This is a genomic window from Sphingobium sp. B8D3A, assembly GCF_025961995.1.
GTDB lineage: Bacteria > Pseudomonadota > Alphaproteobacteria > Sphingomonadales > Sphingomonadaceae > Sphingobium.
The window spans coordinates 3,550,638-3,570,847 of sequence record NZ_JAOQOS010000001.1 but is presented as its reverse complement, the minus strand read 5'-3'; the positions used below and the strand labels follow the sequence as shown (position 1 = coordinate 3,570,847).

The following is a 20,210-nucleotide window of genomic DNA, read 5'->3' as shown; positions in this document are numbered from 1 at the left end:
CGATGATCCTCGTCTGCCCTCAATGCGCCACACGCTATGTTGTGCCCGATAGCGCGATTGGTGCTGCGGGCCGTCAGGTCCGGTGCGCGTCTTGCCGCCACAGCTGGTTTCAGGAGGGCGCACCGGTGGAGCGCCCCGAGCCGGCGATGGCCGATGCTGCGGCGGACGCCGGCCTTGCGCCGAATGAGGTCCCCGCATCCGCACCCGTCGAGAGCGCCGAAGCGCAGGCTCCTGTGGCGCCGGTCGCGGTCGGCACTGAGGAAACCGCCGCCGCAGCGCCCCCGGCTGAACCGCGTCACGACCCGATCGATCCGCCGCCTGCTGCCGCGCCGTCGCAGGAGTTCGTCCATTATCCCGACGAGCCAGCCGAGGCGCCGACGCGTCCGCGACGCAATCCCGCCAGGCTCTGGACGGCCGCGGCGCTCGCCTTCTTCGTCGCGGTGAGCCTTGCCGGCGGTGCGCTCGCCTATTTCGGCCCGCCCAACTGGGCCGTTGCGCTCGGCTTTGGCGGTGCGCCTGCGACCTCCGGCCTCAATTTCTACCTGCCTAAGCCGCCCGAGCGCCGCAACCTGCCGACCGGCGAGGAATATTTCGCGTTCAGCGCCCGCATCCTCAACGATAGCGACCAGGAACAGACCGTTCCGCCGGTGGTGGTCGAGCTGCGCGACGATCAGGGTCGGCTGGTGTTCAGCTGGATGACCAAGGCGGACAAGTCCACGCTCAAGCCCAATGAGGAAGCGCGCGTTTCCGAGAGCCGGCTGGACATCCCCAAGAACGCGCGCAACCTTGAACTCAGGTTCGCCGATAACGCAGGCTGACCTGCCAGAAGCGCGCTGCCTGCAGCACCATCGCCGCCGCCATGCCAAGCGCTGCGGCGAACGCCAGACCCGCCGATCCCCAGCCCTGCGCATGGCCGTACCAGCCCATGACGCCCATCACGCCAAAGAAGGCGATGATGCCATTGACGCTGGCGACCACCTGATCCCCCAGTGAGCGCAGCGCGGCGACGAAGATCGCCTGGATGCCATCGCACAGGATGAAGGGAGCCAGAATGAGCAGCATGATAAGCGCTTCCCGCGCCACGGCCGGTTGCGCGGTGAGTCCGGCGACAATCGGCCGGCCGAAGAGCAGATAGGCGAGCACCACCGCACCCATGAACAGGATGGAGAGGCCGCACGCGATCATGGTGCGGCTGCGCGCCTCCCATGGCTCGCCCGCGCCCACCGCATTGCCGACCCGCACGCCTGCCGCCGAGCCGAGCCCCAGCGCCAGCGCAAAGCCGAGATTGTGCAGCGAGAGCATCACCTGAAAGCCGCCGGCCACGATCTCGCCCATCCGCGTGGAGAGGATCATGAGATAGGAGAAGCCGAGCACTTCCATGGCGGCGCCAATGCCAGGCATGGCGCCGAAGCGGACGATCGCGCCGATGCCGCTCAGCGCGCTGCGCCAGGCCGCCAGGTCGAGACGGCGCAATCCGCGCTCGCGCGCGCTTGGCAGCGTCCACGCCATATAGGCCATGGCCAGGCCGCCGCCCAGCGAGGTCAGCGACGTCGCCAGCGCGGCGCCGAACGCGCCCATCGCCGGGAAACCGAGATGCCCGAGCGCCATGGCCCAGGTCAGCACGGCGTTGACCGGCAAGGTGGCGAGGTTGACGATCAACACCCGGCGCGGCGCGCTCACCCCTTCCAGAAAATACGCACAGCCGATCGAGAGCATCTGCCCGGGCAGGCCCAGCATCATCGCGGCGAGCACATGCGCGCCGGGATCGACCAGCGCATCGGCGACGCCGGTCAGCGCCAGCAGGGGCTGGGCGAACAGCGCGATGACGACGGCGCTGGGCACGCCGAGCAAAAGGCCGGTCAGCACCGCTTCCCGCCATAGCGCCCCGGTGCGGTGCAGGTCTCCGCCGCCATCCGCGCGGCTGGTGAAGACGATTACGCCGGACATGCCGGCCAGCAGCAGCATCAGGATGACGAACATCACCACCCGGCCGGCCGCCAATGCCCCGAGTTCGCTCGTGCCGGCATAGCCCACCACCGTCACATCGACGAGGTGCATGATCGTCCAGTTGAGGTTGGTGAGGACGATCGGCCAGGCCAGCCACGCGATGCGGCGGGCCTCGCTCAGCAGGCCGGTGTGGCGGGGCGGCAGGATGGTGTCAGTGTCGGACATGAAGCTGCTTGATCAGGAGAGGAGAGGAAAGAGGGAGGGGGACCGGGAGAAGTTATGCATTCCGCGCACGCGTCGGGCATACTGATTCGCGCGGCGCAGGCTGTGGATCATCGAAGTGACGGAACGCATAGTCAGCACAGCCGCGTGGCATCGGATCGGTCCTTCCGGCGCAGCCATGACCGGGCTTCTGGCGCCCGCGACACAAGGACTGCAAAAATCGTGATAAAAGCGCGTGCATTGGGCACGTCAGCGCCCTGCTGGATCGCCTGCAGGGCCGCGCAAGTCAAGCCAACAGCCCGATCCCGCGGCGCGTTTCACGCTATATCACGATGAAGTGCGAAGGATGGTTGCATGCCCCGAATCCCTTTGCTAAAGGCCGCCGCCTACCCGGGGGCCATCGGCTCCCACCTCCCTGATGTGCGGTCGTGGCGGAACTGGTAGACGCGCAACGTTGAGGTCGTTGTGGGCGAAAGCCCGTGGAAGTTCGAGTCTTCTCGACCGCACCATTCCCAGTCAAAGATGAGCATTTAGGCCTTCTTTGAAGCGGCGGCGGAAATCGCTGCAGTCTGGATGCTGAATTTGGCGCCATGCTGCGCATCGGCCGCTTAGATTTGGATTTCTTTGCCGGGCGGCTTAGTATCTCGCTGTCGAGTCCAGTCCTCTTCGTCGGCAGTGTTTAGTCAGGCTCATCTCCAAGCGGCCGGCCACCCCCACATGGCCCACCTGCGCTACGAATGCCCCTGATATGGATGGCGCACACTTTAATCAGCGTCAGCGTGCGACCCAGCGGTGCACGGATTCTCACCATTGAAATCGCCGCCGATCATGGGGTCTTCACTCGGCTCACCGCGCTGGAAGTATTTGATTAACATCGCATCCCTAGCCCGGTCGCTAAGGAGCCTGCTATGCATCGCATTTTATATATCAGCACTGTCCGTCGAACGCTTTCGGACGCGGAGCTTGAGGACATTTTGGTTGCGTCCCGACGGAATAACCGGCTCGCTGATGTAACGGGCTTGCTCGTGGTAGGGAATCGGCGCTTCCTTCAGGTTCTCGAAGGCCCTGAAGACGCCGTCAATTCGACGTTCTCCCGCATTTCAAAGGATCAGCGTCACTATGCTGTGGTCCAACTGAATAACAAGGCAATCGCGGCACGGTCGTTCGCGCGTTGGGAGATGGGATTTCAGCGGGGTGGCGACGTCAACGAGGGCTCGACCCTTGAAGAGCAGGTGGCAAGCTTGCTTGAACCTGTTACCGACGCAAATTTGAAAGCCTATTTCAGCGGTTTTGCTAAATCCCATAGTCAGCCGGCCTGAGAAACCACCAACATTCGTCATTAGCGGATCCAAGCTCAGGAACCACCCGCATGTTTCCTCATAGGAAGCCCAATAGTCATCTTGGGCGCCGACGATTGACACTCATCGTCCAATCCTCAGTTGGAGCAGAGCGCGGCCTCCATGAGAGCAGAATGCCTCGCAACCATGGCTTGGCCGCCGCGACATTTCTTCGTCGCGCTCAACTCAGGCCGTCCAGCGCTGCTCCACTAAACCTCATTCGCGTCCGCCTAAACCGCCTTCGGTAAGCGCGAGAGATGCTTGTCCAAGGTCATCGGATAATCGCGCAGCCGCACGCCGGTGGCATTGTAGATGGCGTTGGCGACCGCGGCTCCCACGCCGCAAATCCCCAGTTCCCCAACGCCTTTCGCCTTCATCGGCGTGGACCAAGGGTCGGTGGTATCGAGGAAGATGACGTCCTGATGCGGGATGTCTGCATGGACCGGGACCTCATAACCCGCGAGGTCGTGATTGACGAAGAAGCCGAACCGCTTGTCGACCACAAGTTCCTCCATCAGTGCGGCGCCTGCGCCCATGGTCATGGCGCCGATCACCTGGCTTCGCGCTGACTTGGGATTGAGGATGCGACCGGCATCGCACACAGCGAGCATTCGCCTGATGCGGGTTTCGCCCGTGAAGGCATCGACCCCGACCTCCACGAAATGACCAGCGAAGGTGGATTGCTGCGCCCGGTCGGCAAAGTCGTCGGCATAGTCGATGCCATCCTCGGCAATGAGCTCCCCATCGCGCGCGGCGTCGCGCAGAGGCACGGCGCGATCGCCCGAGCGGACCTCGCCGTCGGTAAACGTCACATCCGCATTGTTCAGCCCCAAGCGCGCCGCCACCTGGTCGCGCATCTTGATGCAGGCGGCATAGACGCCGGCTGTCGAGTTGGCCGCGCCCCATTGGCCACCGGAGCCCGCCGCGGCGGGGAAATCAGAGTCGCCCAATTTCACGATGACGTCGCCCAGGTCCACGCCCATCATCTCGGCGGCGGTTTGGGCGATGATCGTGTAGGTGCCGGTGCCGATATCGGTCATGTCGGTCTCGACGGTGACCTTGCCGTCGCCCGAGAGGCGGACCCGCGCTGCGGATTTGGTCAGCTGATTGTTCCGAAAACCGCCTGCCATGCCCATGCCGATCAGGTAGCGACCCTCACGCACCGATGCAGGGGTCGCCTTGCGCTTGTGCCATCCGAACCGCTCCGCGCCGGTCCTGAGGCACTCGACGAAATGACGCGCCGAAAAGGGACGCTCGGGCTTCATCGGATCGACCTGCGTATCGTTCAGGATACGAAATTCCACCGGATCCATCCCCAGCTTCTCGGCCATTTCATCCATGGCGATCTCCAGCGCCATCAGCCCCGGCGCTTCGCCAGGCGCGCGCATCGCATTGCCTTCCGGCAGATCGAGCTGCGCCAGCTTCATGGCGACTTCCCGGCTTTCCCCCGCGTAGAAAAGCTTGGTTTGCTGGACGGCGGTCTCCGGCTCGCCATCCGGCAGATTTCCCGAAATGCTCTCATGCGAGATCGCAAGAATGCGCCCATCCTTGTTCGCGCCGATCCGGATATGCTGCAGCGTCGCGGGCCGATGGGTCGTGTTATTGATGATGAGCGGACGCGTGAGGGCCAGCTTCACCGGCCGCCCGACCGTTTTGGCCCCCAGCGCCGCAAGGACGACATCGGAGCGCAGAAACAATTTTCCGCCAAAGCCGCCCCCGACATAGGGGGAATCGAGCCGCACCTGCTCGGGCTTGAGCGATAGGGCCTTGGCAAGATCGCGCTTGCCCCAGGCGATCATCTGGTTCGACGTCCAGACGGTGAGCTTCTCGCCCTCCCACGCGGCGATGGTGGCGTGCGGCTCCATCATCGCATGGCTTTCGTCCGGCGTGCTGTAGCGCTGGTCGAGCTTGACCTCAGCCTTGGCGTAGCTGGCCGCAAAATCGCCGGCTTTGTTGGTCTCGTCCTCGTCCGGAACGGGCTCGGCCCGGGACGCCTCGCGCTCGAGATCGAATTTGCCGTCCTGCCGGACATAATCGACCTGAATCAGCGACGCGGCCGCGCGGGCCTGCTCAAAGGTCTCGGCGACCACGAGCGCAATCGCCTGATGATAATGCTGGATTTCGGCTCCACCGAACAGGTTGGCGGTGTTCTGGCCGCCGAGCGGAAGCGGCTTATGGTCCAGCGTGGTGATGATCGAGAGCACGCCAGGCGCGGCCTTGGCGTCGACCAGATCGAACGACCGGATCGTCCCCTTGGCGATGGCCGCGCCGACGACGAAGCCATAGGCCTGGTTCGCGGCGACCTCATGCCGCTCATAGGCATAGGGTGCGCGCCCCGTCGTCTTGAGCGGCCCGTCGATGCGATCGGTGGACTTGCCGACGACCTTGAGCTGGTCGATCGGGTTCTGGGTAGCGGGGGCATCGAACTTCACGGCATCAACCCTTCGCGTCGTGCAAGATGCCGGCAAGCGTCCGCTCGACCAGCTCGATCTTGAATGCATTGTCCCTGGTCGGCGCGGCGCCGGCGAGGAGGTGCCGGGCCACTGCCTCCGCCCCTTGCGGGAGCGCGGCATCCGCGGCGTCCGTGCGCCAGGGCTTGGGCGCGATCCCGCCCACCGCAACGCGGCCAGAGCCATCCGGCTGGAGGATCGCCGCCACCGACACGAGCGCAAAGGCATAGGAGGCCCGGTCACGCACCTTGTGGTAGACATGCTGGCCGCCAATAGGCTTGGGCAGCAGCACGGCCGTGATCAGTTCGCCAGGCGCCAGCGCGGTTTCCACATGCGGCGTCTCACCGGGCAATTTGTGAAAGTCGGCAATGTCGATCGACCGGACATTGCCCTGTGCATCGACCGTCTCCACGCGCGCATCCAGCAGCCGCATCGCAACCGCCATGTCGCTGGGGTTCGTCGCGATACAGGCAGCGCTGCCGCCAATCACCGCCAACTGGCGGGAGGCGCCCTCAATGGCCGCGCAGCCGGTCCCGGGCTGACGTTTGTTGCAGGGTTGGTTGGTATCGTAGAAATAGGGACAGCGGGTCCGTTGCAGCAGATTGCCGCCGGTTGTCGCCTTGTTGCGCAGCTGCCCGGATGCGCCAGCCAGAATGGCCCGGCTCAGGACCGCATAATCGCTGCGCACGCGCCGATCCGCCGCGAGTGCCGTATTGGTGACGAGCGCGCCGATCCGCAGGCCGCCATCGGGCTCTTGCGTGATCTGATCGAGCTTCAGATCCTGGACATCGACCAGATGGGTCGGCGTTTCGATCTGCAGCTTCATGAGGTCCAGCAGGTTCGTACCGCCGGCAATGAAGCGCGCGCCCTGCTGGCTGAAGACGGCCGTCGCGGCCTGAGCGGGCGAGGTCGCGCGCTCATAGGTGAACGGCCTCATGCCTTGGCCTCCGCGACTTCGGTAATCGCCTCGGCAATGTTGGAATAGGCGCCGCAGCGGCAGATATTGCCGCTCATCCGCTCGCGCAGTTCCGCATTGCTGAGTTGCGGTTGGGCCGACAGATCATCGGTGACATGGCTCGGCACGCCCGCGGCAATCTCATCCAGCATGGCCACCGCAGAGCAGATCTGGCCCGGCGTGCAATAGCCGCACTGATAGCCATCATGCTTGACGAAGGCGCGCTGCATGGGGTGCAGCTGTTCCGGCGTGCCCAGTCCTTCGATGGTGGTGACCTTGTCGCCATCATGCATCACCGCGAGCGTCAGGCAGCTGTTGATCCGGACACCGTCGACCAGCACGGTGCAGGCGCCGCACTGACCATGATCACAGCCTTTTTTCGTGCCGGTGAGTTTGAGCTCTTCGCGCAGCGCATCGAGCAATGTGGTGCGCGTGTCAGTTTGGAACCTGTGCGGCTGACCATTCACGCTCAGGGTAACCTCGACCATCGCCTCGCGTGGTTGCGGCAAGGGCTGCCGAGCATCGGCGTTGTTCAGGCTCATGGTAGCCGCCGTGGCCGAGCCGCCAACCAGCACGCCGCGTCGAGAGACGTGCCACTCCTCCGATCGATCCATGGCATCGTCGTCCTTCGCACCTGCTGATTGGATAATCCCATGCTGGCCGAACGCAGCAGCCGCGAATTGGCTTCCAAATTATCGTGGGTGGCAGACAGGCGCGGCACTGCCCGCCTGTTCGGCACCGCTCGGGACAGGTTGGCTTTACAGGCTCCCACTGCCAATGTGCGGGATGACCAGCGATCCATTCGATCTGAACCGATTTGTCGACGCCCAGCAGGGACGCTACGCGCAGGCCCTCGCGGAAATCCGCAGCGGTGCAAAACGAACGCACTGGATGTGGTTCATCTTTCCGCAGATTGCGGGCCTGGGGACCAGCCCCACGGCGCAGCACTTCGCGATCCGCTCGCGCGCCGAAGCCAAAGCCTATCTGGCGCACCCGGTCCTCGGCCCGCGCTATGAGGAATGCGTCATCGCATTACAGGAGCTGCATGGCTCCAGCGCTGAGCAGGTCTTTGGCGCCATCGACGCGATCAAGCTCAGGTCATCACTGACGCTGTTTAACAGCGCTGAGGACAGGCCGATTTTCCGTGCCGCGATCGAGCGCTGGTTTGACAGCCCTGACGAACGCACCGTCGAAATTCTGGGGCAGATGGGTTCATCAGCCTGAAAGAGGGCGGTTGATGAAGGAGGCTCATATCGCCCGGCGAACGTATCGCAAACCTTCCTATAAAAATTCGCCCCAACGCCGATTTCAACCCACGCTTGTCACAGCCGAACCTCCCGTGTATTGAATGGCAATCGATTGCAAAATTGCTTTCGGGCCTACGAGTTCGGGCCGCCCGAACCCTCTGCCCGGCCATCCTGCACACCTGGCCGGGCAGAGTTGGGCGACCCCTGCGGATAAAGTCCCCAGCCGCCGGATGAGGGATTGACTTGCAATCGATGGACAATAGCCTGTCGCACATAATGTGGCGGGCGAGGGGAGTGGCTGATGGATCTGGATGGCGATCATGAACTTGCGGCCATCAGTCGCGATCCGCACTATCAGGCTCTCGTCCAAGCTCGTGGCCGCCTCGGCTGGATTTTGAGCGGCGTGATGATGGCGATCTTCTTCGGCTTCATCCTCCTAGTGGCGTTCGGGCGCACCATTCTTGGCCAGCCATTGCCGGGCATGACGACGACCATCGGCGTGCCTTTGGGAATGGCGGTGATCCTCTCGGGCATCGCGCTGACCGGCCTGTATGTGTGGATTGCCAACCGCCGGTTCGATGCCGAGCTGGATGCGTTGCGGGCGGAGCATCGCCTGTGAGCGGTTCGCGCTGGGCGGCGCTCGCCCTCATGGTGACCATCGGCGCGTTGATGCCCGGGATCGCCCGTGCGGCGACGCCGGGCAATGCCGGCCCAAACATGCCGGCCGTGGTCACCTTCGGCCTGTTCATCATCGTCACATTGGGCGTCACGGCCTGGGCCGCACGGAGGACGCGCACGACGAGCGATTTCTATACGGCTGGCGGCGGCATCAGCGGTCGGCAGAACGGTCTGGCCATTGCCGGTGACTATATGTCCGCCGCCTCGTTCCTCGGGATTTCCGCGCAGATCTATGCCGATGGCTATGATGGGCTGATCTACTCCACGGGCTTTCTGGTCGGCTGGCCGATCATCCTGTTCCTGCTCGCCGAGCGGTTGCGCAATCTGGGCCGCTACACTTTTGTCGATGCCGTCGCGTTCCGCTTCGCGCAGACGCCGGTGCGCATTTCTTCCGCCTTCAGTTCGCTGACCGTCGTGCTGTTCTATCTGATCGCGCAGATGGTCGGCGCGGGGCAGCTCATCCAGCTGCTGTTCGGCATTCCCTATCCCTATGCGGTCGGGATCATCGGCCTCGCGATCACCGCTTATGTGCTGTTCGGCGGGATGATCGCGACGACCTGGGTGCAGATCATCAAGGCAGTCATGCTGCTCGGCTGCGCCACCTTCATGTCGCTTGCCGTGCTGTATCGCGTCGGCTTTTCGCTGGACACGCTGTTCGAGCAGGCCGTCGCCGCCAAGCAGGCGATTGCGCTGGCCGCAGGCGCCAGCGCAGATGCAGCGGCGGCGAGCGCGCGAGGCATTCTCGCACCCGGCGGCTTCATCAAGGACCCGCTGTCCGCCATTTCGCTCGGCATGGCGCTGATGTTCGGCACCGCTGGCCTGCCGCATATCCTCATGCGCTTCTTCACGGTGCGCGATGCCCGCACCGCCCGCGCCTCCGTGCTGTGGGCGACGGGGTGGATCGGCTATTTCTATGTGCTCACCTTCATCATCGGCTTCGGCGCGATCGTGTTCGTCGGCAGTAACCCGGCCTATCTCGACGCCCTGAGCGGCGGGCTGCGTGGCGGCAGCAACATGGCGGCGGTCCATCTCGCGGACGCGGTGGGCGGCGAGGTGTTCATGGGCTTCGTCTCGGCGGTCGCCTTCGCCACCATATTGGCAGTGGTGGCCGGGCTCACCCTTTCCGGCGCCTCGACCATCGCGCATGATCTCTACGCCTCGGTCATCCGCAAGGGCAATGTCGACCAGGCGACCGAACTGCGCCTCTCGCGGATCACCGTGCTGGTGCTGGCCCTGATCGCGGTCGGGCTGGGGATCGCTTTCGAAAAGCAGAATGTGGCGTTCATGGTGAGCCTGGCCTTCGCCGTGGCTGCTTCGGGCAATTTCCCTGCGCTTCTGCTCTCCATCCTGTGGAAGGATTGCACGACGCGCGGCGTTGCCTGGGGCTCGGCCATCGGCACGCTGACTGCGCTGGCGCTGACCATCCTCTCGCCGGTGATCTGGGTGGGCCAGCTTGGCGCCGCGCACCCCATCTTCCCGCTGGCCTCGCCCACATTGGTGTCGATGCCGCTGGCCTTCTTCACCATCTGGCTGATCTCGACGCTCGACCGCAGCGCGCGGGCACAGGTGGACCGCGCGGGCTACACCGCGCAGCGCATCCGGTCCGAGACCGGCATCGGCGCCGCCGGCGCCAGCGATCATTGATCTGACTCATGCGACAGGAGACGCATTCATGAAGTTTCTGAACCGATCCTCGGCCTGGCTGGTGGCGACGCTGCTCGCCACGACCGGCCCGGCCCACATGGCCAGCGCCCAGCCGCTGCCCGATCCCGCTGCCGTCGCGGCGGCCCCGCTGAGCGCTGAGGACGCGGCCAAGCTCGCGCCCGTCGCGCCGGAACTGCACGGCGCCGCCCGCATGGCGCTCTATTACTCGACCCTGATGGGGCAAATGACCGAGGACTCGGTGCGCGCGTCGCGCAAGTCGGGCAATATGGGGCCCCCCCCGCCGCCGCGTCACCGGGACGTTCCGGTCGTCGAGCAGATGATCCCCGGTGCGGCCGGCGCGCCGCAGGTGAAGCTGTATGTGATCAACGCGCAGGAAGGCGCCTGGCGCGGCGGCATCCTGCACACCCATGGCGGCGGCTACATTCTCGGCACGGCCGCGACCGACGTGCGCCGCCTGCAGGAGCTGGCCAAAGAACTGAACGTGGTCATCGTTTCCGTCGAGTATCGCCTCGCGCCGGAAACGACTTATGCCGGATCGATCGAAGACAATTATGCCGGCCTGCGCTGGATGCATGACAATGCCGCCAAGCTCGGCCTCGATCCCAAGCGGATCGCCGTGATGGGCGAGAGCGCCGGCGGTGGCCATGCCGCGCTGTTGGCGCTGACCGCGCGCGACCGCGGCGAAATTCCGGTCGCATTCCAGGTGCTCATCTACCCGATGCTGGATGATCGCACCGGCGGCGTGGTGAAGGTACCGCCGCACATCGCCACGGTCGGCTGGGATGCGCAGCAGAACCAGCTCGGCTGGAAGTCATTCCTTGGCCAGCAGCCGGGCACGAACAAGGTGCCCGCCGCCGCCGTGCCGGCCCGTGCCGCCTCGCTCAAGGGTCTGCCGCCTGCCTTCATCGCCGTCGGCGGGGTCGATCTCTTCGTGAGCGAGGATATCGATTATGCGCGCCGCCTGACCGAGGCGGGCGTGCCGACCGAGCTGCTCGTCGTCCCCTCGGCTTATCACGGCTTTGACGCCATGGCGCCGGACTCGCCGCAGGCCAAGCAATTCAACAAGGCCCGCATCGAAGCCCTGCGCCGCGCTCTGGCGACGCCGGAGAAATAAGACCACAGCTTGATCTGCAGGGTCAGCCGGCTCGTTGGAGTCGGATGAAAGGGACGGGGGGCGATCACAAGGTCGCCCCTTTTCCTTGGCGCGCTCGCGATTCCGCCGCAGCGCCTCACGATCGCGCAGGATCAGCCCCTGCTACGGCGCCAGCCGGAGAGGCGGCGGAGCAGGCCGCGGTTGCTGAGGGCTTCGAACATGTCGTCCGGTCCTTCCGGGTCGAGGATCTGGTTGTCCGCCAGCCATGCCTCGACGCCTGTGAGATCGGGAATCTCATAGGGCACCAGCGTGCGCCGACGGCTCTTTGCGTTTTTCCGGCCCTTGAAGCGGAGCGCCTCGATCGTCTCGATCAGCGATCCGCTGGCGGCCAGCTTTTTCTCGACTTGCGCGATGCTGGCATCGAGATGCTCGGCAAGCAGGTCGTTGCGAACCTCCGCGATGGCGGCGCTGCATCCAGAATTGCTCGGCCGGGAGCAGTCCACGGCCACGTCGCATTCGGTATCGAGCCGGAGGGAGCGTGCATTCATGTTGGATGAGCCGACGCGCAGGATCATATCATCCACGATCATCACCTTGGCGTGGACGTAGATCGGCTCCTGATCGCGCGTGACCGGATGGTAGAGCCGGAACCGGCCATGCTTGTCCCGCCGCCGCAGCGCGGCCACCAGTCGGGCGCGCGCGGTATCCATGGCCAGCGGTTCGAGCCAGCCCTGCGCGGCCTCGGGATTGACGATCACGATCTCCGGCCCGTCCGGCTCGTCCAGCCGCCGGGCCATGGCTTCGGCGATGCGGCGGGAGGCGAAATACTGGCTTTCGGCATAAATCCACCGCTTCGCCCGCCCGATCTGCTCGATATAGAGCTGCTCGATCTCGGTCACCTCGCGCTGGTCCGGCATTTTGGGTGCCGTGCGGGCGATGAGAACCTCCACATCCTCGAATTGCACCGGCAGCGCTTCCGGCCAGACGTCATGCTTGCTGCGGATGCCGGCAATGGTCTGCCCGGTCGCCCGCTTCCAGCGGTCGCGCGAATGCTCGCCCAGCGCCGCCGCCGCCGGCCCCTGCAGCGCGGTCGTGGCATCGTGCCAGGGCATGTAGGCCGGCCCTTTGCCGGGGCGATGTCGCTCGGGTTCCTCGTCGCGATGCGCGCGCGTGTCCCACCGGTCGCCGGTCATGTCGATCCCGCCGCAAAAGGCGAAGCAATCGTCGATCACGACGATCTTCTGATGATGCGACCCGCCGGTGGGGTGATGAGCGTCCAGCTTCACATGGATGCGCGGATGGATGGCCCATTTGGCCACGGTGAAGATGGTCTTGCCCCGGAACAGCGACCCAATGGCGCCGAGATCCCAGCGCAGCAGATAGACTTCGAGCTCGGGATTGGTCTCGACCAGCCAGTATATGAGATCGCCGATGGTGGTCGGTTCCGGACCATCGGGTTGCCCGTCTTCCCGGTGCGCCAGTTCGATCCGCGCATCGAAATCCCAGCCGACCAGCATGATGCGCTTGCGGGCGCGGATCATGGCCTGCCGCGCGAACCGGAAATAGTCTTCCGCGTCGACGATCACGCAGGCTTTCGCGGCCTTGGCGGCGCGCCAGTAATTGCCCTTCATGCCGGCGCGCTCCCCGCGGCCCCCGCCTCAACGTGTTGGCGAGAGTGGGGCTGTAGGCGGCCTGCTTCGATCATGCTTTCCCCGTTTCAAATCGCCATCGGAACCCTGAGGCGTAACGGCTATCATTACGGTTGCAACGCAAAAGCGTGCCCGGAGCCTTGCCACTTTTCGCGCGGAACTGTGCGCGATGGCTCGCGGGGGGGCGGAGTCTGTCCGTCGCGCCGGCGACTCGGTTCGTCCCCGCAACGTTGCTGCTGCGGAACCGCACGCTTAGCCAACGCGAGCCCAGTCTCCGGAGTTTTCAAGATGACGACCATTCGCACCGCCCTGATATCCTGCACAGCGCTTGCGCTAGCGGGCCTTGCCGTCCCCGCGCAGGCAGAAGGGCTGGGGGCGGAGGGCAACTATGCCCGTGCCAATGGGCGCTGGGGTGCTGAACTGGGCGCTGGTTATGCGGTGGATTTTGCAGGCTTCAGCCTCACGCCGGGCGCCGGGGTTTATCTGCGCGATGGCGGCACGGCAGCCTATGGCCGGGTGGAAGCGGCATACCAGATCCCCATGTCCCTGCGCATCGGCATCGGCGCGCGGATCAGCGGCGAGGAGCCCCGCGTCTATGGCACCGTCGCCATGCCGGTGCTGCCCCGGGTTGCCGTGAAGGGCAATGTCGGGGACCGTTATGTGTCCGTGGGGCTAACGGTCGGCTATTAAGGGTCGACGATGGCGGTTGGCTGACAGCCGAAAGTCGCGCAGAGAGACGACATGCCGACCATCTTCAGCCACGCCGCCCTATCCCTGTTCGCCGGCGGTGCGCTGGGCCCGCGCCGGATTGCGCCAGCCCTTGTCATCATCGGTGGTGCGCTCGCTGCCCTGCCGGATCTCGATGTGATCGGCTTTCCTCTCGGCATTGGCTATGCCAGCCAATGGGGGCATCGGGGTTTCTCCCATTCGCTGGCGTTTGCGCTCGGCGTGGCCGGCCTGATCGCCCTGGTCTGGCCGCGCGCGCGACATCCAGCGGCCTTTGCCTTTCTGTTCGCCTGCGCAGTGTCCCATCCTCTGCTCGATATGCTGACAGATGGCGGCCAGGGCGTGATGCTGTTATGGCCGTTCGACCATCAGCTGCTGTTCCTCGACTGGCAGCCGATCCGCGTCTCCCCGATCGGCGCGCGCTTCTTCTCGGCGCGCGGGCTGGAGACGGTCTACTCCGAACTGCTGCTGATCTGGCTGCCCGGGCTGGCGATGATGACCGCCGCGTGGTTTTGGCGCCGCAGGCGCCGCCCCAAAGCAAAGTCGTCACAAAATCGCGCATAAAGAAAGGCCCGCGCCGATCGCTCGGGCGGGCCTGTTTCTTTGAGCGCGGGGGGCTAGGCCCCGCGCTGCCTCAGAAGCGCTGTTGGCGCTCGTAAAGCGACTTGTAATGCTGGATCCGCGTGACCCGCAGCCCCGGCATGCCGGACCGGTCCACCGCGCGCTGCCAGCTGGCGAATTCCTCGAGCGTCAGATCGTAACGCGCACAGGCTTCGTCCACTGTCAGCAGGCCGCCATTGACGGCCGCCACGACTTCCGCCTTGCGCCGAACGACCCAACGCGTGGTCGATGGCGGCGGCAGCGAGTCAAGCGTCAGCGGCTCACCGAGAGGGCCGACGACTTGAGCAGGGCGAATCTTCTGGTTCTCGATCATTCTTTCCTCATTCACCGACGGGGATCGGTCTGACACGGTCTTCTTGCTCATGATGTTGACCCCAAAGCTTTTCACTCCGGCTAACCGCCAGAGTGAACGGCGCCTTCACCATTGGTCCCCACCGCCATGAATGCCGCCACGGATGCATTGAACGATCCCGCCGCGCGTCGCAGCGCTGCGGGGCTCGGTGTGTCCGATGCAAAGATCAGGCTCAGCCGTGACGGCTCATCCGCAAGCACGACCGGAAGATCGGCTTCACGAATGGCCCGGGCCGTCGGTGTCGTATCCTGGCGCGCGGCGTGAACCGTGAGCAGCAGGCGCAGATCCGGAATCCGGGGGCTGCGTCCACTTGCCAGGGCGACAGGCAGGGCCTGATCATCGAGGTTGGCACTTATGTCCATGGCCACCCTGCTAGCAGCCAAAAGATAAGCGCTCGTAAAGGCCGTGGTGACAGGTTGTTAGGTGAGATTACCGGTGCATAGACCGCGACGGACGGTCTTTACTCGCTGGTCATCGGTTGCGGGTGCTGGTCGCTGCGCCCCAATGCGCTTATATGGCGCCAATGGACGGACTTTTTCAGCTTCCAACCCCTTTGCAGCGCAAGCGGATCGTCGTTGCCATGTCCGGCGGCGTGGATTCCAGCGTGGTCGCGGCGCTGGCCGCACGGTCGGGCGCGGAAACCATCGGCATCACGCTGCAGCTTTACGATCATGGCGCCGCCGTGGGGCGGACGGGAAGCTGCTGCGCCGGGCAGGATATTCGCGATGCGCGGGCGGTCGCAGACAAGCTCGGCATCGCGCATTATGTCTTCGATTATGAAAGCCGCTTCCGCGAAAGCGTAATGGACCGCTTCGCTGATGAGTATCTGGCCGGCCGCACGCCCATTCCGTGTGTCCGCTGCAATATGGGCGTCAAGTTCACCGACCTGTTCGCGCTGGCCCGCGATCTTGGTGCCGATTGCCTGGCCACCGGCCATTATGTCCGGCGCGTGGTAGGCCCTGCCGGGGCTGAGCTGCATCGCGCTGTCGATCCCGCGCGGGATCAGAGCTATTTTCTGTTCGCAACGACGCAGGATCAGCTCGATTATCTGCGCTTTCCGCTCGGTGGCATGGAAAAGCCGGTCGTCCGGCAGATCGCGGCAGAACTCGGGCTGGGCGTCGCGCTCAAGCCGGACAGTCAGGACATCTGCTTCGTGCCGGATGGCGACTATGCCGGCGTGGTGCGGAAAATCCGGCCCAAAGCCGATGATGCGGGGGACATCGTCCATGTCGATGGCCGCGTGCTGGGGCCGCATAAGGGCCTGATCCATTATACAGTCGGCCAGCGGCGTGGGCTGGAGATCGGCGGCCTCGCAGAACCGCTCTATGTCGTGCGGCTTGATGCAGCGCAGCGCCGGGTGATCGTCGGGCCGAAGGCGGCACTGGCCGTGCGCGCCGCGCGCCTTGACGAGATCAACTGGCTCGGCGGGACGTTCCGTGGAAGCTTGAGCGCCAAGGTGCGGTCCATGGCCCGTCCCGTTCCCGCCCGCCTGGATGGCGACCGGCTGATCTTCGAGAGCGAAGAATTTGGCGTGGCGCCGGGTCAGGCGGCAGTGCTCTACGATGGCGACCGGGTGCTTGGCGGCGGCTGGATCGCGGAAACGGAAGGCGCGGAGATGGCCATCGCATAAGGGCCGCGAGCCCTACCGTGAAACAAAACGTCAACTCCCATGGCTTAGAGGTGAGTGGCGGCTTGCGGAGTGCGTCCATGGCAATTTTGAAAAGGATCAAGGGTCGGGCGAGTCGGATCGCCAGGAACCTTTCAGGTCGGGTGGTGGATGTTTTTCACGATCGGGCGATCGATCCCAAAATCGCCCGCTTTCGGGCTTCCGAGCACTTCCAGTCGATGCCGAGCTTGCGGGTTCTCGTGGTCGGCGTTCAATCGAACCGCTCGCCGCAATCGCTCGGCGAAATCTATGGCCGGATGCAGAGCGACCGTCATCGCATCACCTTCGACAGCAAGGGCGTCGATAATCTCGGCAAGCTGGACAACACCAACGTCCTCTTGGCGCGGCATGATCTCAACGCGTTTGACTGGGTGGTGATGACCGATGACGATATCGAACTGCCCGACCAGTTCATGGACACCTTCCTGGCGCTCGCCGAATATGCCGAGCTGAAGATCTGTGGCCCGGCGCAGCGCGGCTATTCTTATTGGAGCCGCGAGATCATGCGCCGTCGCAAGGGTGTACTGGTGCGCGAGACGAACTTCGCGGAGGTCGGTCCGCTGGTCGCCTTCCGCCGCGAAGTGTTCGACATCGTCTTTCCCTTCCCCTCGCTGAAATATGGTTGGGGCGTCAACACCGTCTGGCCGGTGCTTGCGGAGAAGGAAGGCTGGAAGACCGGGGTCGTCGACGGCACGGCGCTCCGACACACCAAGCCCATCGGCGCGACCTATGATTTCCGCGAGGCGGCGCGCGAGGCGGAGGAGTATATGAACCGCTTCGGCATCGTTACCGGCGTGCATGTGCTGCACACCTATCGGACATTTTACGAGGCGGGCTGACGGTCCTGTGCGTTTTGCCGTGAATAAAACGTCAACTCCCATGTCGTAGGGCGAGTGACGGTTTGCGGGAGTGCGTGCATGGCAATTTTGAAGAGGATCAAGGGTCGGGCGAGTCGAACCGCGAGGAATCTCTCAGGCCGGGTGGTGGACGTTTTCCACGATCGGGCCATCGATCCCAAAATTGCCCGCTTTCGGGCTTCCCAGCACTTCCAGTCCATGCCGAGCTTGCGGGTTCTCGTGGTCGGCGTTCAATCGAACCGCTCGCCGCAATCGCTGGGCGAAATCTATGCTCGGATGCAGAGCGAGCGACACCGCATCACCTTTGACAGCAAGGGCGTCGATAATCTCGGCAAGCTGGACAACACCAATGTCCTCCTAGCGCGGCATGACCTTAGCGAATTCGACTGGGTGGTGATGACCGACGATGATGTCGAGCTGCCCGACCAGTTCATGGACACCTTCCTTGCGCTCGCCGAATATGCCGAACTCAAGATCTGTGGCCCCGCGCAGCGCGCCTACTCTTATTGGGGCTGGGACATCATGCGGCGGCGCAAGGGCGTGCTGGTGCGCGAGACGAACTTTACGGAGGTCGGCCCTTTGGTCGCCTTTCGCCGGGAAGTGTTCGACATTGTCTTTCCCTTCCCCTCGCTGAAATATGGCTGGGGGTTGGACCCGGTGTGGCCGGTGCTTGCGGAGAAGAAAGGCTGGAAGACCGGGGTTGTCGACGGGACGGCGCTCCGTCACACCAAGCCCATCGGCGCGACCTATGATTTCCGCGAGGCGGCGCGCGAGGCGGAGGAGTATATGAACCGTTTTGGTATCGTCACCGGTGTGCATGAACTGCATACCTACCGGACATTTTACGAGGCGGCCTGACGATCTGGCCGGCACGCCCGTGGCCGGTTAGTTGATCACCGGGATGAGGTCGTCCTCATTGGAGGCGGGCGTGTCAGCCACTTCACCGATGCGCAGCATGGCGAAGATGACGCAGCTCAGCACCGTCATTGCGATCAGGATGCCCATCAGCCAGGCAAGGCCGCTCGCGCCATAGATCCACGCATAAAGGCTGGCGCCCAGCGCGACCGGCAGGTTGGACAGCGAATTATAGATCGTGAACTGGGTGGCGCCGACCCGCTTGTCGGACAGGCGCATCCGCAGCGGGTTGGAGCTGATCGACGTCAGAATGTCCGTCGCCTCGCGCCCGATGGAGAGCAGCACGAAGACGGTGCCGATCATCGCGACCTCGGGCGAGAGCAGGAAGACCAGCGACATGACGGCATAGCCGGCATAGGTGATGACGGTCGCGCGGCGGGGCCCGATCTTCCCGACGAGGAGGGAGCCGACGCCCATGCAGGAGATCGACACCAACAGGCCGACCGTGGCGACCATCCCCGAATAGCTGCTGGTGCTGAAATTCGCCTGTGTGGTCGCGAAGACCGGCCAGAAGGCAGTGAATGCCCCACCCACCGCGCGGCCAAGCACGCTGGCGGCGAGCAGCACCAGACTGTCGCGCTTGATCATCGAGCGGAAGGTGATGGCGAGGATGCGCAGCCAGGGCAGGCCGTGGGCGCTCAGCGCCTCGGCCGAGGCGCGGCCTTTTGTCCATGGCAGCAGCTTCTCGCCCGGCCGCTCGCGCAGCACCAGAGCGAGCAGCAGGAAGCCGGCATTGAAGGGCAGGAAGGCGGCAAAGGCGATCGCGGCGCCATAATGCTGGAGCAGATAGCCCCCCATCGCGCCACCAATGGCCATGCCCAGCGCCTGTCCGCCGAACATGAAGGCGCTGGCCGTTCCCTGCTCTTCATCCGGGAGAATATCGACCGCGAGGCCATCGACTGCCACGTCCTGAATGGCGCCGCCGGAGAAGATGAGAACGCCGAGCACGGTGATGAGGCCGAGATCCTGCGGCCCCGGCGCAGCAATCGCGGCGACGGTGAGGCCGATCAGGATGACGGCCTGGGAGCCGATCAGCCAGGCGCGCCGCCGTCCCATCGGCAGATAGGCATAACGATCCATCAGCGCCGCGCCGATGAACTTGAAGCTCCACGGCAGATAGGCGGTCGCCACCAGCGAGGCGATGGCGGCAGGCGGCATCTGGTTGGAGGCAAGCCAGGCTGCCACCGCGGTCAGGAAAAGCCCGAGCGGAAGCCCCTGCGCCACGTAGAAGGTCATCATGCTGCCGATGCGCAGCCGCTTGCTCTCGCTCAATATCAGGCTGATGACGCGTCCCCTGCGGCTTGATTGTCCGGCCGCTCAGGATGCTAGAGATTCATCGGCAAAGTGCAATGGCCTGGCTGACGACCCAGCCGGCAGGGCGCGGTCAGCGCGTGGGGCGCGACATGACCTGCGCATTGCCGTCGGGCTGGACCATGATGAGATGAGCATCGCCCTGATCGCACTGGGCGCGCCAGGTGGGCACGCCGCCTTCCGGCTCAAGCCGCTCGACCTTCGTGACGTCGCGGCACGAAATATCGGCATCGCGAATGGCGCGCAGGAAGACCGCCTGCTGCTGCGTTTCGGAGAGGTTTTCGATGGCCGCGACATGGTCGATCGCGTTGGCGGCATTGTCCATCGCATTGCTGGCCAGCGCGGCATTGTTGGCTGCGCCTGCGCTATTCTGTTGGCTGGCGCCGCCGCCACAGGCAGCGAGCGAGAGCGTGGCCAGGCCGATCAGGAAAACACGCATGGGTCTATCTCCGGGGCGTTCTTGCTAGGGCGGGCATGATAGGCCGGCGCGACCGCGATTGCGACCCTTATCGCCGGCTT

20 protein-coding genes and 1 tRNA gene are annotated in these 20,210 nt (G+C 64.6%); 12 read left to right on the top strand and 9 right to left on the bottom strand.

The features are described from left to right. Nucleotides 1-2 precede the first annotated feature (2 nt). Nucleotides 3-818, top strand: a complete 816-nt coding sequence (locus M2342_RS16530) for a zinc-ribbon domain-containing protein (RefSeq protein ID WP_264579882.1) — start codon at nt 3-5, stop codon at nt 816-818. Here the strand turns inward: M2342_RS16530 and M2342_RS16525 are convergent. Beyond that, a complete protein-coding gene (locus tag M2342_RS16525) occupies nt 793-2,172 on the bottom strand; it encodes an MATE family efflux transporter (RefSeq protein ID WP_264571856.1) in 1,380 nt (459 codons plus the stop codon). The genes M2342_RS16530 and M2342_RS16525 overlap by 26 nt on opposite strands. A 419-nt stretch (nt 2,173-2,591) precedes the next feature. On the opposite strand from M2342_RS16525, the gene M2342_RS16520 reads away from it, so the two are divergent. Then, nucleotides 2,592-2,678: transfer RNA gene (locus tag M2342_RS16520), tRNA-Leu, on the top strand. 399 nt (nt 2,679-3,077) lie between these two features. Continuing rightward, nucleotides 3,078-3,488: a BLUF domain-containing protein gene (locus M2342_RS16515; protein ID WP_264573770.1), complete on the top strand. Its 411-nt coding sequence runs from the start codon at nt 3,078-3,080 to the stop codon at nt 3,486-3,488. A 248-nt stretch (nt 3,489-3,736) separates the two neighbouring features. Here M2342_RS16515 and paoC read toward each other — a convergent pair whose 3' ends face one another. The 3 genes from paoC to paoA are packed head-to-tail and all read right to left on the bottom strand — an operon-like array spanning nt 3,737 to nt 7,525. Further along, the gene (gene paoC, locus M2342_RS16510; RefSeq protein WP_264579881.1) at nt 3,737-5,938 is read right to left on the bottom strand and encodes an aldehyde oxidoreductase molybdenum-binding subunit PaoC; all 2,202 of its coding nucleotides are present in this window, start codon (nt 5,936-5,938) and stop codon (nt 3,737-3,739) included. A 4-nt stretch (nt 5,939-5,942) separates the two neighbouring features. After that, nucleotides 5,943-6,893 (bottom strand): FAD binding domain-containing protein, encoded by a 951-nt coding sequence (locus M2342_RS16505; RefSeq protein ID WP_264579880.1) that lies wholly within the window; start codon nt 6,891-6,893, stop codon nt 5,943-5,945. Then, nucleotides 6,890-7,525 carry an aldehyde dehydrogenase iron-sulfur subunit PaoA gene (paoA, locus tag M2342_RS16500; protein ID WP_264579879.1) on the bottom strand — a complete coding sequence of 212 codons (636 nt, stop codon included), beginning with the start codon at nt 7,523-7,525 and terminating at the stop codon, nt 6,890-6,892. Before paoA ends, M2342_RS16505 begins: the two co-directional genes overlap by 4 nt. 172 nt (nt 7,526-7,697) lie before the next feature. Here paoA and M2342_RS16495 point away from each other — a divergent pair, with 172 nt between their 5' ends. From M2342_RS16495 to M2342_RS16480, 4 genes are all read left to right on the top strand, one after another. Next, a complete protein-coding gene (locus M2342_RS16495) occupies nt 7,698-8,135 on the top strand; it encodes a DUF1810 domain-containing protein (protein ID WP_264579878.1) in 438 nt (145 codons plus the stop codon). A gap of 324 nt (nt 8,136-8,459) precedes the next feature. Then, complete coding sequence (locus tag M2342_RS16490; protein ID WP_181558521.1) at nt 8,460-8,777, top strand: DUF485 domain-containing protein; 318 nt, start codon at nt 8,460-8,462, stop codon at nt 8,775-8,777. A 29-nt stretch (nt 8,778-8,806) separates the two neighbouring features. Further along, nucleotides 8,807-10,480, top strand: a complete 1,674-nt coding sequence (locus M2342_RS16485) for a cation acetate symporter (RefSeq protein WP_413715173.1) — start codon at nt 8,807-8,809, stop codon at nt 10,478-10,480. 28 nt (nt 10,481-10,508) lie between these two features. Then, nucleotides 10,509-11,615, top strand: a complete 1,107-nt coding sequence (locus M2342_RS16480; RefSeq protein ID WP_264579876.1) for an alpha/beta hydrolase — start codon at nt 10,509-10,511, stop codon at nt 11,613-11,615. 131 nt (nt 11,616-11,746) lie between these two features. Here M2342_RS16480 and M2342_RS16475 read toward each other — a convergent pair whose 3' ends face one another. Next, a complete protein-coding gene (locus M2342_RS16475; RefSeq protein ID WP_264579875.1) occupies nt 11,747-13,225 on the bottom strand; it encodes a phospholipase D-like domain-containing protein in 1,479 nt (492 codons plus the stop codon). 306 nt (nt 13,226-13,531) lie between these two features. Between M2342_RS16475 and M2342_RS16470 the strand changes: the two genes are divergently transcribed. Next, complete coding sequence (locus tag M2342_RS16470; RefSeq protein WP_264579874.1) at nt 13,532-13,933, top strand: hypothetical protein; 402 nt, start codon at nt 13,532-13,534, stop codon at nt 13,931-13,933. Nucleotides 13,934-13,984: 51 nt separating this feature from the next. After that, nucleotides 13,985-14,533 carry a metal-dependent hydrolase gene (locus tag M2342_RS16465; protein ID WP_264579873.1) on the top strand — a complete coding sequence of 183 codons (549 nt, stop codon included), beginning with the start codon at nt 13,985-13,987 and terminating at the stop codon, nt 14,531-14,533. 70 nt (nt 14,534-14,603) lie between these two features. On the opposite strand, the gene M2342_RS16460 is transcribed toward M2342_RS16465, so the two are convergent. Together M2342_RS16460 and M2342_RS16455 are read right to left on the bottom strand one after the other, a co-directional pair. After that, nucleotides 14,604-14,903 carry a DUF1153 domain-containing protein gene (locus M2342_RS16460; protein WP_181561284.1) on the bottom strand — a complete coding sequence of 100 codons (300 nt, stop codon included), beginning with the start codon at nt 14,901-14,903 and terminating at the stop codon, nt 14,604-14,606. Nucleotides 14,904-14,983: 80 nt separating this feature from the next. Next, nucleotides 14,984-15,304, bottom strand: a complete 321-nt coding sequence (locus tag M2342_RS16455; RefSeq protein WP_264579872.1) for a hypothetical protein — start codon at nt 15,302-15,304, stop codon at nt 14,984-14,986. A 161-nt stretch (nt 15,305-15,465) separates the two neighbouring features. Between M2342_RS16455 and mnmA the strand changes: the two genes are divergently transcribed. The 3 genes from mnmA to M2342_RS16440 all read left to right on the top strand — a co-directional run bounded on the left by mnmA (nt 15,466) and on the right by M2342_RS16440 (nt 18,323). Further along, a complete protein-coding gene (gene mnmA, locus M2342_RS16450; protein WP_264579871.1) occupies nt 15,466-16,572 on the top strand; it encodes a tRNA 2-thiouridine(34) synthase MnmA in 1,107 nt (368 codons plus the stop codon). A 143-nt stretch (nt 16,573-16,715) separates the two neighbouring features. Beyond that, complete coding sequence (locus M2342_RS16445) at nt 16,716-17,447, top strand: hypothetical protein (protein WP_264579870.1); 732 nt, start codon at nt 16,716-16,718, stop codon at nt 17,445-17,447. A 144-nt stretch (nt 17,448-17,591) separates the two neighbouring features. Then, the gene (locus M2342_RS16440) at nt 17,592-18,323 is read left to right on the top strand and encodes a hypothetical protein (protein ID WP_264579869.1); all 732 of its coding nucleotides are present in this window, start codon (nt 17,592-17,594) and stop codon (nt 18,321-18,323) included. A gap of 27 nt (nt 18,324-18,350) precedes the next feature. Here the strand turns inward: M2342_RS16440 and M2342_RS16435 are convergent, their stop codons facing one another. Continuing rightward, on the bottom strand, nt 18,351-19,652 hold the full coding sequence (locus M2342_RS16435; protein WP_264579868.1) for an MFS transporter: 1,302 nt from the start codon (nt 19,650-19,652) through the stop codon (nt 18,351-18,353). Between the two features lie 112 nt (nt 19,653-19,764). Next, a complete protein-coding gene (locus M2342_RS16430; RefSeq protein ID WP_264571890.1) occupies nt 19,765-20,130 on the bottom strand; it encodes a hypothetical protein in 366 nt (121 codons plus the stop codon). Nucleotides 20,131-20,210 lie beyond the last annotated feature (80 nt).